General features: G+C 68.0%; 11 protein-coding genes and 1 pseudogene. 7 read left to right on the plus strand and 5 right to left on the minus strand.

Annotated elements, in window-relative coordinates:
* Positions 1–134: 134 nt before the first annotated feature.
* The 5 genes from NI1_RS18540 to NI1_RS18560 form a co-directional block, all read right to left on the minus strand.
* Entirely contained in the window at positions 135–3197 is a 3063-nt protein-coding gene (locus tag NI1_RS18540) for a tetratricopeptide repeat protein (RefSeq protein WP_157535182.1), read from the minus strand.
* A gap of 172 nt (positions 3198–3369) precedes the next feature.
* Positions 3370–3585: a hypothetical protein gene (locus NI1_RS37990; protein ID WP_157535183.1), complete on the minus strand. Its 216-nt coding sequence runs from the start codon at positions 3583–3585 to the stop codon at positions 3370–3372.
* Positions 3586–3867: 282 nt separating this feature from the next.
* Positions 3868–5226, minus strand: coding sequence for a metallophosphoesterase family protein (locus NI1_RS18550; protein WP_245663283.1), 1359 nt, complete (start codon positions 5224–5226; stop codon positions 3868–3870).
* 487 nt (positions 5227–5713) lie between these two features.
* Positions 5714–6223 carry a M15 family metallopeptidase gene (locus NI1_RS18555; protein WP_067821893.1) on the minus strand — a complete coding sequence of 170 codons (510 nt, stop codon included), beginning with the start codon at positions 6221–6223 and terminating at the stop codon, positions 5714–5716.
* A 112-nt stretch (positions 6224–6335) separates the two neighbouring features.
* Entirely contained in the window at positions 6336–8012 is a 1677-nt protein-coding gene (locus tag NI1_RS18560) for a fumarate hydratase (protein ID WP_169815593.1), read from the minus strand.
* Between the two features lie 290 nt (positions 8013–8302).
* Here NI1_RS18560 and NI1_RS18565 point away from each other — a divergent pair, with 290 nt between their 5' ends.
* The 7 genes and pseudogenes from NI1_RS18565 to NI1_RS18595 all read left to right on the plus strand — a co-directional run bounded on the left by NI1_RS18565 (position 8303) and on the right by NI1_RS18595 (position 14628).
* The gene (locus NI1_RS18565) at positions 8303–9127 is read left to right on the plus strand and encodes a helix-turn-helix domain-containing protein (protein WP_067821896.1); all 825 of its coding nucleotides are present in this window, start codon (positions 8303–8305) and stop codon (positions 9125–9127) included.
* Between the two features lie 118 nt (positions 9128–9245).
* A complete protein-coding gene (locus tag NI1_RS18570; RefSeq protein WP_067821899.1) occupies positions 9246–9728 on the plus strand; it encodes a MarR family winged helix-turn-helix transcriptional regulator in 483 nt (160 codons plus the stop codon).
* 158 nt (positions 9729–9886) lie between these two features.
* Complete coding sequence (locus NI1_RS18575; protein ID WP_067709627.1) at positions 9887–10780, plus strand: STAS domain-containing protein; 894 nt, start codon at positions 9887–9889, stop codon at positions 10778–10780.
* A gap of 13 nt (positions 10781–10793) precedes the next feature.
* Positions 10794–11162 (plus strand): annotated as a pseudogene (locus NI1_RS18580) (STAS domain-containing protein); the annotation flags it as partial.
* A 79-nt stretch (positions 11163–11241) separates the two neighbouring features.
* The gene (locus NI1_RS18585; RefSeq protein ID WP_157535184.1) at positions 11242–11655 is read left to right on the plus strand and encodes an ATP-binding protein; all 414 of its coding nucleotides are present in this window, start codon (positions 11242–11244) and stop codon (positions 11653–11655) included.
* Positions 11648–12286, plus strand: coding sequence for a SpoIIE family protein phosphatase (locus NI1_RS18590; RefSeq protein WP_067821901.1), 639 nt, complete (start codon positions 11648–11650; stop codon positions 12284–12286). Before NI1_RS18585 ends, NI1_RS18590 begins: the two co-directional genes overlap by 8 nt.
* Positions 12283–14628: a SpoIIE family protein phosphatase gene (locus tag NI1_RS18595; protein WP_067821903.1), complete on the plus strand. Its 2346-nt coding sequence runs from the start codon at positions 12283–12285 to the stop codon at positions 14626–14628. The genes NI1_RS18590 and NI1_RS18595 overlap by 4 nt, the downstream gene beginning before the upstream one ends.
* The last annotated feature ends 60 nt before the right edge of the window (positions 14629–14688 follow it).

Genomic DNA, 14688 nt, shown 5'->3' on the forward strand with positions numbered 1-14688 from the left:
TCCCCGCCGCCGCCGCGGCCTCTACGAAGAAAAGTAGACCGGCGGAGGCATCGCCGGTCCCGACCAACCGCCCGAATCGGGCATCGTTCGAGGTAGCGGCCCCGGCCGGATTTTCCGGACCGGAACCGGAAACCTCACAGCGAGGGTTCGCCGGGGTGTTTCAGCAGGTCATCGAGGAGCGCTGCCGCCGAGTCGATTTCAGGCATGTCGAGCCGGCGGTAGCGTTCGACGGCCGAGCGCAGCGCGTCCACCGCCGCGGGGCGGTCACCCAGTAGCGCCCGGCAGCGGCCGACACCGTCGAGCGCCGCCGCCTCCCAGAGCGTGTTCCCGATCAGCCGCGCCAGCTCCAGCGCTTCCTCGTGCAACCGCAGACCGGCCTCAGGATCGCCCGCCTGGCAATGAAATGCGCCCAGGCGGTTCAGGGTCTCGGTGACGCCGGAATGGTGCCCCAGCGCGCGATAGGACGCCAATGCGTCCCGCAGCAGTTCGCCGCCCGCCGCCTCGCCCGCCGATTGCCGCACCCAGCCCAGGTTTCCGAGGGAATCCGCCACCCCGACCGGGTTTCCGGAGTTGCGGAAGATCTCCAGCGCCGTCGTGATCGCTTTCGCCGCCGCCTCCGATTCGCCGGTGCGCGAGCGGACCCGGCCGATGATGTTCAGCGCCGAAGCCATCCCATCCGGATTGTCCAGCTCCAGGTAGATGGCGTGCGCCCGTTCGGCTTCCACCAGCGCGACCGGATACCGGCCGCGCTGGTACTCGCTGTACGCGAGATTGGCGGAGGCGAGGGCTTCCCCGGACCGGTTTCCGGCCTCGCGGAACAGCATTCGGGATTCCCGGAGCAGTTCGATGCCCGGCAGGTAATTGCCGTCCAGGTGATGCAGCCAGGCCAGCGCGCTCACATTGAAGGCCGCCAAGCCGGGCCGCCCGAGCGCCCGATGGAGCTCGGCGGCCTCCCGCAGCAGGCCGAAAGCGGATTCGCGATCGCCCGTCAGCTGACGCATCCACGACAAACCGTTCAGCACCACGGCGATTCCCGCCTGATCACCGATCTCGCGCTGCACCGCCATCGCCGCTTCGAGGGCCGCGGTCGCACCCGCGTAGTCGCCGCGCAGATGCCGCGCCCAGCCGAGATCACTCAGCGCCCGCCCCTCCCGATGGCGGTCACCCAGCCTGCGGTAGCGGGCCAGCACCTCCGCGAGCAGCTCTTCCCCGGCCTCGAATTCCCCGGCCAGCAGCCACAATCGCGCCCGGAGTTGTTCGGCCGTCGCGAGCAGGGCGGGCTCGGCCGGGTGCGCTTCGATGGCGGCCCCGAGCAGTTCGGCGACCAGCCCGTAGTCATCGGCCAGGTACGCCGCCGCACCCAGGTCCTTCAGGGCGAACGCCTCGGATCCCCGCGGGTCGATGGTGTCGGCGGCAACGGCCATCCGTCGCTGCACCGCGACCGCGTGCGAACGCCAGGTTCCGCTCAGATACAACTCTCCGACAAGCGCTTTCGCCATCGCCATCGCCTGGGACAGCGGGCCGGTAGCTGCGGCCTGCCGCAGGCACGCGAGCATGTTCGCACGCTCGACGCGCAGCCATGCCGATGCTTCGCGAAAGCTGGAGAATCGTGAGCGCGCGGGCTTTTCGCCTCCGGGCCGCACCGCTGAGCCCGCGACGTTCGGCCGCCGCGGCGCGTGCGCCGATCCGCCACCCGCACGGGTCACATCCCCGCTGTGCTGCGAATCCGTAGCCGCCCCGCTCGATTGCGAATCCCGTGCCGCCACGGCGCGCTGCGATTCCATTGCCGCATACGCGGTCCGCAGGTAGTAGGCGAGGATCCGCTCGCCCGTATCCACCCGCTCCGCCGGATCCTCGAGCAGGCTGTGCGCGTATTCGCGTACCAGATCATGCATCCGGTAGCGGCCGGGTGCGGTCTCGTCGATCAAATGCTCGACGTACAGTTCCTCCAACGCTTTCCGCGCCTCGGCCACCGTGCCGTCGTCCAGGGCCGCGACCGCGTACTCGTCGAAATCCGGCCCCGGATGCGCGCCGAGCCGGCGGAACAGCCTTCTGCGGTCGGCGGCCAGCAATCCGTAGGAGGTGGTGAAAGCGGCCCGCACGGCGCGCGGACCGGCCTCCAGCTCGGCCAAACGATCGTGGGTACGCCGGAATTCGGCGGCCAGGTCCGCGACCGTCCAGCGCGGCCGATGCGCCAGCCGCCCCGCCAGCAACACGATCGCCAACGGCAGATAGCCACACAGTTGCGTGATTTCGGTTGCGGCGGAGGTATTCTCGGGCGTGTCGGGGCGACCGGCCAAGCGGCAGAACAGCTCCACGGCATCATCCGGCGCGAGCACATCCAAAGTCACCGGCGCGGCCCCGTCGAGCGCGACCAGACGCCGCCGGCTGGTCACCAAGGTCAGGCACCCCTCGGCCCCCGGTAGCAAATCCTCGATCTGCCCATGATCGCGCGCATCATCGAGCACCAGCAGAATCCGCTTCCCACTGACCCGATGCCGCCACAGATCACGCCGAGCCGCAAGCGTTTCCGGCAGATTCCGCGGATCCACCCCCATCCCCGTCAACAGCGTCCCGAGCACCTCCACCGGTTCCGCCGGCCGCTGCCCCGGCGTATGCGCGTTCAACTCCACGAAATACTGCCCATCCGGGAACCGGCCCGCCAGCTGATGCGCCGCCCGCGTCACCAACGCCGTCTTCCCCACCCCCGCCATCCCGTCCACGGTATGAATGCTCACCACCCCGCGCTCCCCCGCCGCATCCACGATCCGCCGCAACTCCCCCTCGCGCCCGACGATCGTCCCGATATCCCGCCGCAACGCATTGACCGCGACCGGCGTACTACGCGGAACCGGCTGCCGCTGCGCCGCATTCCACACCCGTTCCCACTCGACCAGATCCACCAACTCGCCCCCGCCCTCCCCCACACGCCCCCGAGCCAACTCGAACAGCGTCAAAAGCACCGGCACCAACACATCGAACCGCGAAGGCACATTCCGCCCACTCCGCCAATCACTGACCCGCTGCACCATCCCCGAGCCGCGCTCCCCCGCCGCCCGCGCCGCCCGCATCCGCTCTTCCGCCGCCCGCGCCACCCGCTGCAACGTCGGATTCCCCGCCACCTCGAACAACTCCGTCAACCGCGCCGCAAAAACCACCCGAGCCGACCGCACCGGAGCCTCAGCCCCAGCTTCCACTTCGAACCTCACGCCACGATCATCTCCCGGCGGCGGTTCCGAACCCAGGGGACCCCCGACGAGGGCCCGCCGGTTCGGCATTCGACGCGAGCCGATCACGTGAGTCCGGGAATCCGCTGCGGCCGCTGTTCGGACGCCGCCGCAGCCGTTTCCCGGTTCGGCCTGGGCGGGGCTAGTGCGCTTTCACGGCGGTGTCGGCGGGGACTACGACGGCGGGGCGGGGCTGGTCGGGGCTGCCGAAGTGCTGGGCGTAGCCGAGCCAGCCGGTGCCTACGAAGACGGCGAGGAGGACGGCGGTGGGGAGGTCGAGGAGGAGCCAGGCTGTGGTGTAGACGGTTTCGCGGGGGGCGGGGCGGGTGATGCGGACGGGCGGGCGTTGATGGCCCATGCTGCTGAACCTCGATCGTTGCTGCCTGGCCTGCCTGCCCACCCATGCCTCCGTTGCTAGAAATGTGCCGAGATCAAGGATGCCGAACCGGTGACGACCGCACAGCGGCGAATGGGGGGACATCGAGATGTCCGGTGCCATCCGTTTATTCGTGGGGTGCGATGTGTGCGCCGGTGGAGCGTTCGGCGGTGCGGCGTGGGCCGGACCGGGTACAAAGTATGCACAAAAGGTGCTGGTGTGGGGGCACAATCATCGGACATACCGGTGGACACGCCCGAAATGTCAGCAACCGGTCAGGCCGGAGAAGTCACGTAGCACAACGTGATTGCGGTCGGCGCAGCTGCCGAGGGCGTGGTCGGGGTGCAGGCCGAGGTATTGGCTGCGGGTGCGGGTGCTCCAGCGGCGGGCGGGGTCGGAGCGGGTTTTGTAGAAGTTGATCATGTAGCCGCCCTCGTAGATCCGCAGCAGGGTGTAGCCGCCGGGGTACTCCTTGACCGCGGCGACCTCGAGGAATTCGACCTCCACCCGGGAGTCGGCACGGGTCACCCGATTTCGGTGGGTGTGGCCGCTGTGGTGCAGGAACACGCCCGGGGCCGCACGATAGATCTCGTGCAGTGCGGCGGCGTTCGGGCGGTCCAGGACGAAGCCGGGGCCGCCCGGATTGCTCACCGCCGCATGCCTGGTCACCGGATGGTGCCCGAAAACGAGCGTGGGACGGTCAGGTTCGGCTTGCAGCAGCTCACGCAGGCGGGCCAGCTGCGCGGGGTCCAGGGTGCCGCCGGAGCCGCGCAATCGCGTGGTGTCGAGGCCGATGAGACGCATACCGCCGATGAAGTATTCGACGAGCTGCCGGTGCGGGTGGAAGACCTGCCCGAAATGGTCGGCCTCGCCTTTGGGCGGCATATCGTGATTGCCCCGGCAGACGAAGTAGTCGCGGCCGTGTTCACCCCAGCCGTCGAGTCGCGCGCGCACGGCCAGGTTCTGCTCCAGCGTGCCGGAGTCGGTCAGATCACCCGCCACCACCAGGTGATCCACCGCCCGGTCCGCGCCGCGCATTTCGTCCAGCACCGCCTGGAACATGAACTCCGGATAGCGCGCGGAGTCGTGCCGCAATCCCTCGACCAAACCGGCCACCAGCAATCCACTGCTGTCCTCGCCGAAGTGCAGGTCGTTGGCGAGCGCGAAGGTGCGCAGCAACCGTCCCGGCGGCGGCGTCAGGGTGCGGAAAACGCCGGTGGATTCCGGGGTTCCGGCCCGCCGGGTGACCAGCGTGCGCGCCGGCCGCGCCCGGCACCCATCCGAATACGCCTCGAATCGATACTCCCGCCCCGGCTCCAGCCCGTCGATCTCGACCCAATGGAACGCGGTCCGCCGAGCATCGAAGTGCCGCACCCGAACCGCGCCGTCCACCAGCCCCATCCGCACCTCGGAATCCGCCGCCACGGGCCGCAACCGCCCGGCTCGATTCCGAGTCCGCGTAGTCCAGGTCAAAATCACCGACCGGTCGGTTACCGTCACCACTTCCAGATCCGACGCGACCACCGCATCCCGCCGCACCCGGACGGACTCCCCCGCGAACACCGGCCCCGGCACCCGCACCGCCACCGCGGCGGCCCCCGACGCCGCATTCGCCAGCCACATGGTTCGAAGTCTCGGGTCCACCATGAGAATTCCCTCCGCCGTCCGGCCGCCCCTCGAACACTAAGGGCGGCAGTTGAACACCCGCCCGCCGGCACATGACCGATCGACAGCGGATACCGGACATCTCGACTCCGCGGGTGGGGCACGTCCCGGTTGGGTGGCGGGTTCTGAATGCCCCCAGCACATCCAGAACCCGCTCCCGGGGCGCCGGCCGGCCCCCTCGTGCCGGCCGGAACCCCAGCTCTCACACCGCGATGCGGTGCAGCGGTTCTCTCGAAACAATGAGACGGTCGAACGGGTTTGTGTCTCAGCCCGATACGTTGTCCACGCTATGAAGGGCGGGGTGCCGAGGGCAGGGGGGCACCGACCGGGGATGGCATCGCTACAGGTCAGCGGGGCAGGCTGGTTTTCCGGACCGGAAGCGGAGGGGTCCGGACCGGAAGCCGCACGGTCGCGGAAGGCCCCGATCCGGGTGCGGAGCGAGCGGTCAGCGGGTGCTGGCGTCGGGGAGGCGGGCGGGGCAGGCCGCGCCGGGGACGGTGGCGAGTTCGAAATGCCACCACTCGTTGTCGTAGGTGCGGCACAGGCCCCAGCGGTTGCCGTTCTCCTCCAGCCATTGCGCGCCTTCGCGCGGTCCCACATCGATGGCCTGGCCGGAGACGTGGGTGGATTCCTCGGGCGGGAGCACCCAGCGGCGGGCCGCGTCGGGGCTGCCGTAGGTGCGAATCCCGTCCTCCCACAACGCCTGTTGCTGACCGGGCGACCGGTATCCGGAGGTTATGGAGAGGGTTACGCCCTGGGCCGCCGCCTCGGCGGCCGCACGGTCGAAGGCGGTGGCCAGCAGCGGGTCCAGGCCCTCGGTGTCGGCGGAAACGGCGGCGGCCGAAGGGAACTGGTCGGTTATGCCGGCGTCGCTGGCCGGAGCGGCGTGGGCGGCGGGCAGCGCGCCGCCGGTCAGGCCCGCTGCGGCCAGCACCGCCACCGCGGCCGCCCGCATCCCGCGCGGCGCTGCCGCACGGGATCGCAGGGCGGGCGGAATCGCCTCGTATGCGGTCGTATTCGCCTGGCGATCAGGTGTTTCCGCCCGCATCGACGCTCCTTCTAATGACTCAGACTCGTTCTTTGGACCGGGTGCGCACGCGCAGCGCGATCGGCTTCTGGGTTTCGGCGAAGAAGTCGTTGCCCTTGTCGTCGACGACGATGAACGCCGGGAAGTCCTCGACCTCGATCTTCCAGACCGCTTCCATGCCGAGCTCAGGGTATTCGAGAACCTCGACGGATTTGATGCAGTCCAGCGCCAGTCGCGCGGCGGGGCCGCCGATCGAACCGAGATAGAAGCCGCCGTGCTCCTGGCACGCCTTGGTGACCTGCGCGGAACGATTGCCCTTGGCGAGCATCACGAACGAGCCGCCGGCGGCCTGGAATTCGTTGACATAGGAGTCCATGCGGCCGGCGGTGGTGGGGCCGAAGGAGCCGGAGGCGTAACCGTCGGGGGTCTTGGCCGGGCCGGCGTAGTAGACGGCCATATCGCGCATGTACTCGGGCATCGGCTCGCCGGCGTCGAGGCGCTCCTTGATCTTGGCGTGCGCGATGTCGCGCGCCACCACCAGCGGCCCGCTCAGCGAAAGCCGGGTCTTCACCGGGTATTTCGAGAGTTCGGCGCGGATCTCCGACATCGGCCGGTTCAGGTCGATGCGGACCACGTCGCCGCCGAGGATCTCATCGGTCTGCTCGGGCAGGTACTGCGCGGGCTCGCGCTCCAACTGCTCCAGGAACACGCCCTCGGCGGTGATCTTGGCGCGCGCCTGGCGGTCCGCAGAACACGACACCGCGATGGCCACCGGCAGCGAGGCGCCGTGCCGGGGCAGGCGGATCACGCGCACATCGTGGCAGAAGTACTTACCGCCGAACTGCGCGCCGATCCCGAACTCCTGGGTCAGCTTGAACACCTGCTCCTCGAGCTCCAGATCGCGGAACCCGTGCGCGGCCATCGAACCCTCGGTGGGCATATTGTCCAAGTAGTGCGCGGAGGCGTACTTGGCCGTCTTCAAAGCGAATTCGGCGGACGTACCGCCGATGACCACGGCCAGGTGATACGGCGGGCAGGCCGCGGTACCCAGCGAGCGGATCTTCTCGTCCAGGAACTCCAGCAGCCGATCCGGATTCAGGATCGCCTTGGTCTCCTGGTACAGGAACGACTTGTTGGCCGACCCGCCACCCTTGGCCATGAACAGGAACTTGTACGCCGGATGGGTGGGATCCCCCGCGTCCGAATACAACTCGACCTGCGCCGGCAGATTGCTCCCGGTGTTCTTCTCGTCCCACATGGTGATCGGCGCCAACTGCGAGTACCGCAGGTTCAACTTGGTGTAGGCGTCGAACACACCCCGCGAAATCCACTCCGCGTCATCGGCTCCGGTGAGCACACCCTCGGACTTCTTACCCATCACGATGGCGGTACCGGTGTCCTGGCACATGGGCAGAATCCCACCGGCACTGATGTTCACGTTCTTGAGCAGATCCAGCGCCACGAACCGGTCGTTCCCACTCGACTCCGGATCGTCGATGATCTTCCGCAGCTGCGCCAGATGCGCCGGCCGCAGGTAATGGCTGATGTCGTGCATCGCCTCCGCGGTCAGCATCCGCAGCACCTCGGGCTCCACTTGCAGGAAGCTCCGCCCACCCGCCTCGAACGTGCTCACGCCTTCGGTGGTGAGCAACCGATACGGGGTGTCATCGGCACCGATCGGCAACAGATCCGAGTACAGGAAATCAGGCGCGCTCACGCGAATCGCACTCCTCGAGCAGGGCTGGGGGCTGTCAGCCGACGGTTCAAGCAGAGTGACTCTATCGACCGCCGCCTCGCCGCCATCCAGCAGGGACGGATTCCAGGCGGCCGCCGACCGCAGCCCACACGCCCCCGACCGGACCGATTGCAATTACAGATGCAAGCACGAAACCCTGGATCGTGAGCAGAAACACATGCCAGACTCGGTTCGTGTCGCATCCCGAAAAGGGCCCACTCGACCCCATCCGCCTACCCGGCGTGACTCAAACCGTAAGCAAACCAACAAGTTTGACAGCCAGTCTCGGCACCCGACTGCGCACACTGCGCGAAACCCGTGGATTCACCCAGGAACAGGCCGCGGAAGCGATCCACTGTTCGACATCGAAGATCAGCCGGCTGGAGGCCGGCCGCTGCCGGCGCTTCCACACCGACGATATTTCCGCGCTGCTCACCGTGTACGGCGTCGCCGGTAGCGAGCAATCGGCCTTCCTCGACATCGCGCAGCAGGTCAACCAGGCACGCCGATTCGACGAGCATGCGCCCGGTTTCAGCCCGCGGTTGGATCTGCTGCTCGAGCTCGAACCGGTCCTGTTCATCCGCCAGTACGAGCAGACGCTCATACCGGACGTACTACAGACACCCGAATACGCCTGCGCGGCACTGGAAATGACATGTTTCGATCGGTCCGACGAGGAGATCGACCGGCTGGTTCGGGAGCGGATGTACAGCCAGACCATCTTGAACCGCGACGACTGCCCGCGATTGTGGACCGTCATCGAAGAAGCCGCGCTGCATCGGCCCATCGGCGGCCGGCGGGTGTGGCGACGACAACTCGAATGGCTGCTCGAGCTCATTCAGCAGCGGCGCGTCCCGGTACAGGTCATCCAGAATCAGCGCTGCGGCCCCGCCTTGACCCGCGGCTCGTTCACCCATGTGCGATTCAAGGCGCAGACCCGACCCGACTTCGTCTGGGTACAGCGGCACAACGGCATGGCCTGTCTGGATTCGCCGCGCGATGTCGACCACTACCGCTTCGCGGCCGATTGGCTGGCCGCGGAGGCGATGGCCCGCCCGGAGACCGAGCACCTGATCCGCGAGCTGGCCCGGGAATGATTCGCTGCTTGCGAACAGGTACAGGTTGCACCTTCAACCGGGGGCGTGTTACCTGTCAGGATGCGTTTGTCTGCGGCGGGGAGGCTTTAGCATGGCATCAGAGACCGGGAGTGGAATCGTGACCGAGACCCGTTGGCTCGATGATGTCGAGATGCGCGCGTGGCTGGGGTATGTGTTCACGCGGGATCTCATTGCCGCGGCGGTGGGGCGGGACTCGTTGCGGGAGTCCAATTTGACGTATGTGGAGTACACGGTGCTGGCCCGGTTGGCGGATGCGCCGGATCATCGGCGGAGTTTCGCGGAGCTGGCGGGGGTGCTGGAGTGGTCGCAGAGCCGGCTTTCGCATCAGATCACCCGGATGGAGAAACGCGGACTGGTTGCCAGGGAGTCGATTCCGGACGATGCGCGGCGGACCGCGGCGGTGCTGACGGCCAAGGGGGCGCAGGTTTTGGACGGGGCGGCGCCATCGCATGTGGAGAGTGTTCGCCGTCACATGGTCGACGTACTCGACCGAGGTCAGCTGGCTGCGCTGGCCGATATTTACGACACGCTGCTGGCCCATCACCGAAGACCGGCGACCGGAAACGATCATTCTTCCTAGCGAGATACTCCCTGTTTGGTTTGGCACACACCGGGTACTGGGTAAGACTAGGCTCGGCACCGGCTTCCGACGGCGGTCGGCACCGAGCGTACGGCCGGCAACCCCGGCCACCGTTGTGAGCATCCGACCTGGCCTTAGCGAAAGGGGCAGGAATTTTCATGTCCGACGTGTCCATCGGCCTCTCGCCGGATTCACTGCCGGCGAGTTCTGTCGAGAATCTGCTTCCGCAGCTGGTCGAGCACCTGCGGCAGAACCGCACCGAACTGCGTGAGGAGTGGGCGCGTCGTATTACCGATGCCCAGCTGTTGACCGCCATGACCCCGGAGGAAATCTTCTCCGAAGCCACCTCGGTCTACGACAACTACGTCGAGGTACTCGAGACCGGTAGCGTCGAAGCGCTACAGGCCTACGCCCGTGATCTGTCCGAGCGCATCATTCCGCGAGGCGTCGAGACCGACGAGGTCGTCGGCATCGTGCTCCTGCTACGAGATGTACTGGCGCGCAGTTTGTTCGAGAAGTACCAATCGGACTTCGAATTGCTCAAGCGCGTGCTCGACGCCTACGAGCCCGCCGCCAACCGCATCGCCAACACCGTGGCCGTCTCCTTCGTGCAGGAACGCGAACGTGTCATCCGGCAACAGCAGGAAGCCATCCGCGAGCTCTCCACGCCGGTGCTCCAGGTGCGTGAGCAGCTGCTGATCCTGCCCATCATCGGCGTGCTCGACTCGCAGCGCGCCCGGCAGCTGACCGAACAGCTGCTGCGCGCCATCCGCGCCAATCGCGCCAAGGTGGTCGTCATCGACATCACCGGTGTGCCCGCCATCGACTCCACGGTCGCCAACCACCTGGTGCAGACCGTGGACGCCTCCGGTCTGATGGGCGCCAACGTCATCATCACCGGCCTCTCCTCCGAGATCGCGCTCACCCTGGTGACCATCGGCCTGGACCTGTCCAAGATGAACGCCGTCGGTGACCTTCAGGGTGGTATCGAAGAAGCGGAGCGGCTGCTCGGTTACGAGGTTTCTCGCGTGACCGATCGCGACGGACGGTAGCCGGGGCTCCCCCATGCCGGTACCCATTCTGAAACAGGGCACCTACCTCATCGCGTCGGTGCAGAGCGCACTCACCGACGCCGACACCGAGCGCTTGCAGGACGACTTGATGAAGTACGTCAGCAAGTATCGCGCACAGGGCATCATCGTCGATGTCACCGCAATCGACGTAATGGACTCCTTCGCGGCCAGATCGCTGCGTACCATCGCCCACATGACCAAGCTGCGCGGTGCGGAAACGGTCATCGTCGGGCTGCAACCCGAAGTCGCCTTCGCGATGGTGCAATTGGGCCTCACCTTCGAGGGCATGCACACCGCGCTCGACCTCGAGGAAGGGCTCGCCTGGCTGAACACCAAGGTGGCCAGTCGTTCTCAGCCGGTGAGCGCGCGGCCCCAGCAGCAGACCAGCCGCTCGCAACAGCAGATGAGCAACCGCTCCTCACAACAAGACGGTCGTGATCGTGGCCGCTGAAAACGTGGTGATCGCGGTAAAGGTGTCCAATGACATCGTCACCGCTCGGCAGGCGGGGCTGGAGCTGGCCAGTAGGCTCGGCTTCTCGCTCTCCGATCGCACCATGATCGCCACCGCCATCTCGGAGGTGGCGCGCAACATCACCAGTTACGCCGGGACCGGCGAGATCCGGCTCACCGTGCAGGACCGGGAGGGCCGGCGCTCCATGGTGGTCCAGGCCGCCGATCAGGGGCCGGGCATCAGCGATATCGATCGTGCGATGGAGGACGGCTACTCCACCGGACGTGGTCTTGGCCTTGGTCTTCCGGGCGCGCGCCGCCTGATGGACGGCATGCTCATCAAATCCGATCCGGGCCAGGGCACCCTCGTCGAAATGTGGAAGTGGGTGCCCAGCGGTGCGTGAGGACGGGTTCATCGGCGCGATCGAATGGGCTGTCGCGGGACGCGCACTACCCGGGCAGCGGGTCTCCGGCGACCGGTCCGTGGTGCTCGATGCCGGCGGCGGCTCGGTGCTGTTCGCGGTATTGGACGGCCTCGGGCACGGGGCGGCCGCCGCCGACGCCTCCGACCGTGCGGCGCAGGTGCTTTCGGAGAACCGGGCCGAGCCGTTGGATGTGCTGATGCTGCTGTGCCATCGCGCCATGGCGGACACCCGCGGCGCGGCGGTCTCGCTGGCGGTCTTCGACACCAGCGACAAGGTGACCTGGCTGGGCGTCGGGAATGTCGAATCCCGCATCGTGGCAGCGGCTCCCGGTAAACCCGCGGTGCGCGCCACGGCTCTGCTGACGGGTGGCATCGTGGGTTATCTGCTGCCGCCGAACCTGCAACCCCAGACGGTGGCGGTGCGCCCGGGCGACCTGCTGCTCATGTCCACCGACGGCATCACCACCGATTACGCGGACGGAATCGATTTGGCCAAGCCGACTTCCGAGCTGACCGCCGGGATTCTGGCGCGCCACGCCAAGGACACCGACGACGCGCTGGTACTGGCCGCGCGGCATCGTGGGCACACCGGGACGAAGAGCCGCACATGAGCACGGTGCTGGCGGCGTTCCGCGAGGCGTACACGAGTGCGCTGCGTTTGCACCTGCGGGCGCCGAATCACACCACTCTGGCCGAGGGGTACGAGCTCGGGCGGCGGGCGCTGGTCGAGGGGGTGAGCATTCTCGACCTGACCGAGCATCACTTCCGGATTCTGGAGCAGGAGGGGTTGCTGCCCGGACCGGTGTCGACCGAACGGTCGGAAGCGGCGCTGGAGTTCCTGTTGCAGACGATGGCGGCGCTGGACGTGGCCACGCGTGGGTTCCTGGACGGCACCCGCCGCTACGAGCAGGAGCGTTCGCGCGCGGACGATCTCGCCGGGCGCGACGCCTTCCGCACCGCCCTGGTGGAGTCGCTGCAAGACGGCTTCTTCGTGGTCGACGCGCAGGGCACGCTGATCGAGGTCAACTCGGCGTTCGGCGCGCTCACCGGGTACGGCCCCGACGATGTGCCCTACCCGCTCCCCCACCCCTGGACGATTCCCGAGTCCCCCCGCTACCCCGATCTCGGCACCGATGCCGCCCGCTTCGTCATGCCCATCCGGCATCGCGACGGCCGCCATCTATGGCTCGCGGTCAGCACCAGCTCTTTGGTGAAACCGGAGAACGGCGAACGCATCTTCGTCGGCACCCTGCGCGATGTCACCGCCGAACACGACGCCCAAGCCCGCGATCAGGCCGTCTCCCGCCTCGCCACCGCGGTGGGCGCGGCCACCAGCGTGGTCGAGGTGCTCACCGTCGGCCTGGAGGAACTGCGCCGCGCGGTCGGCGCCGAATCGGCCGTCGTCTCGGTCTGGCCCAATCGCAATACCGGCCCGGAACTGTATGTCTCCGAAGACGTTCCGCCGGGCGCCGCCGAGTTCGCACCGCGCAACGCCGTCCGATCCGACGCGGGTCACACCCGGCATCTCACGCACGGTGGCGCCTCGAACGGAGTGCGGCACACTGCCGAAGCGGACGGCCGGGAGTCCCGGCAGGTGCTGGATGCGCGGGCGCGAGCCCTGCTGGATCGGGCGCGGTTGCGGCCGGGGCGCACCTTGTTCGCGATTCCGGAGGGGGCATCGAGCTCCGAGGGGATCGTGGCGCCGCTGGGCGAGATGGCGGATTCGGCGCTGTGGCTGCGGTTTCCGGTGCCACGGGTGATCACGCCCGGGGATTGGGCGTTGTTCTCGCTGCTGATCGGGCATCTGAGCCTGGCGGTGCAGCGAGCACGCAACTTCGATCAGGCGCGCTCCACCTCGCTCACCTTGCAGCGGGCCATGCTCGGGCCCATCGAATTGCCGCCGCGGTTCTCGGTGCATTACGAACCGGCGCTGCCGCCGTTGGAGATCGGCGGCGACTGGTACGACGTGGTGCGGCTCGAGGACGGCACCATCGGCGTGGTGGTAGGCGATTGCGTGGGCCGTGGTCTCTCCGCGGCCGTGGTGATGGGTCAATTGCGTACCGCCGCACGGGCTCTGCTGTTGCGCGGCGCGGGACCCGCCCAGCTGCTCGCCGAGCTCGACACGGTGGCGGGGCGCATTCCGGGCGCCATGTGCACCACGGTGTGCGCGGCGATCCTGGATCCGGTGCGCGGTCTGGTGCGGTACTCCAGCGCCGGGCACATGCCGCCCATCCTGGCCGAACCCGGTACGCGCGGAAGGCTTCTCGAAGGCGGTCGCGCGGTCCCCCTGGCCACCTTCGATCCGCAGCGCCGGCCCGAGGCGACCACCGCCCTGGCGCCGGGCTCCACGCTGGTGCTGTTCACCGACGGTCTGGTGGAACAGCGCGGGGTGGATATCGACGACCGGTTCACCGAGCTGGCGCACGAATTGACCGATGCCGCCGGGTTGCTGCCGCGCGAGGTCGCCGACGCCGTACTGTCGCGACTGCGCCCCACCGGCGGCTACGACGACGACGTCGCCATGGTGGTGTACCGGCAGCCGCCGGCGCCCCTGCATCTGGACCTGCCCGCCACCGCCGCCGAATTGTCCGGGATCCGTAGGGCGCTCAAGTCCTGGCTGGCCGCCGCGGCCATCCCCAACGATGTCTCCACCGATCTGATCGCCGCCGCCAACGAGGCGGTCAGCAACAGCATCGAGCACGCCTACTTGGACGGCGTGCCCGGCGGCCGGGTGGAGCTCACCGCCGAATCGGGGATCGACACCGTCACGCTGGTCGTCACCGATTCCGGCACCTGGCGTCCGCTACCGGCCGATCCGGGGCACCGGGGGCGCGGTATCGCGATGATGCGCGCGCTCACCGACCAATTGGATATCGACCACACCGGACCGGGCACGCGGGTCCGCATGCTCGTGAAGCTCCCGGCGGTGGCCTTCTCCGCCGGACGCATGTGACGACACGAAGGCACAAAAGAGACAATGCCAGCGTGTTCGTTACGGAAACTGCGCGGTAAC

It is taken from the genome of Nocardia inohanensis NBRC 100128, from assembly GCF_001612945.1.
Lineage (GTDB): Bacteria > Actinomycetota > Actinomycetes > Mycobacteriales > Mycobacteriaceae > Nocardia > Nocardia inohanensis.

Bases quoted from the DNA above. Each gene is read 5' to 3' on its own strand.
- NI1_RS18595 (WP_067821903.1), top strand. From the start codon at position 12,283: ATGAGCACGGTGCTGGCGGCGTTCCGCGAGGCGTACACGAGTGCGCTG.
- NI1_RS18555 (WP_067821893.1), bottom strand. From the start codon at position 6,223: ATGCGGGCGGCCGCGGTGGCGGTGCTGGCCGCAGCGGGCCTGACCGGC.
- NI1_RS37990 (WP_157535183.1), bottom strand. From the start codon at position 3,585: ATGGGCCATCAACGCCCGCCCGTCCGCATCACCCGCCCCGCCCCCCGC.
- NI1_RS18550 (WP_245663283.1), bottom strand. From the start codon at position 5,226: ATGTGGCTGGCGAATGCGGCGTCGGGGGCCGCCGCGGTGGCGGTGCGG.
- NI1_RS18575 (WP_067709627.1), top strand. From the start codon at position 9,887: ATGTCCGACGTGTCCATCGGCCTCTCGCCGGATTCACTGCCGGCGAGT.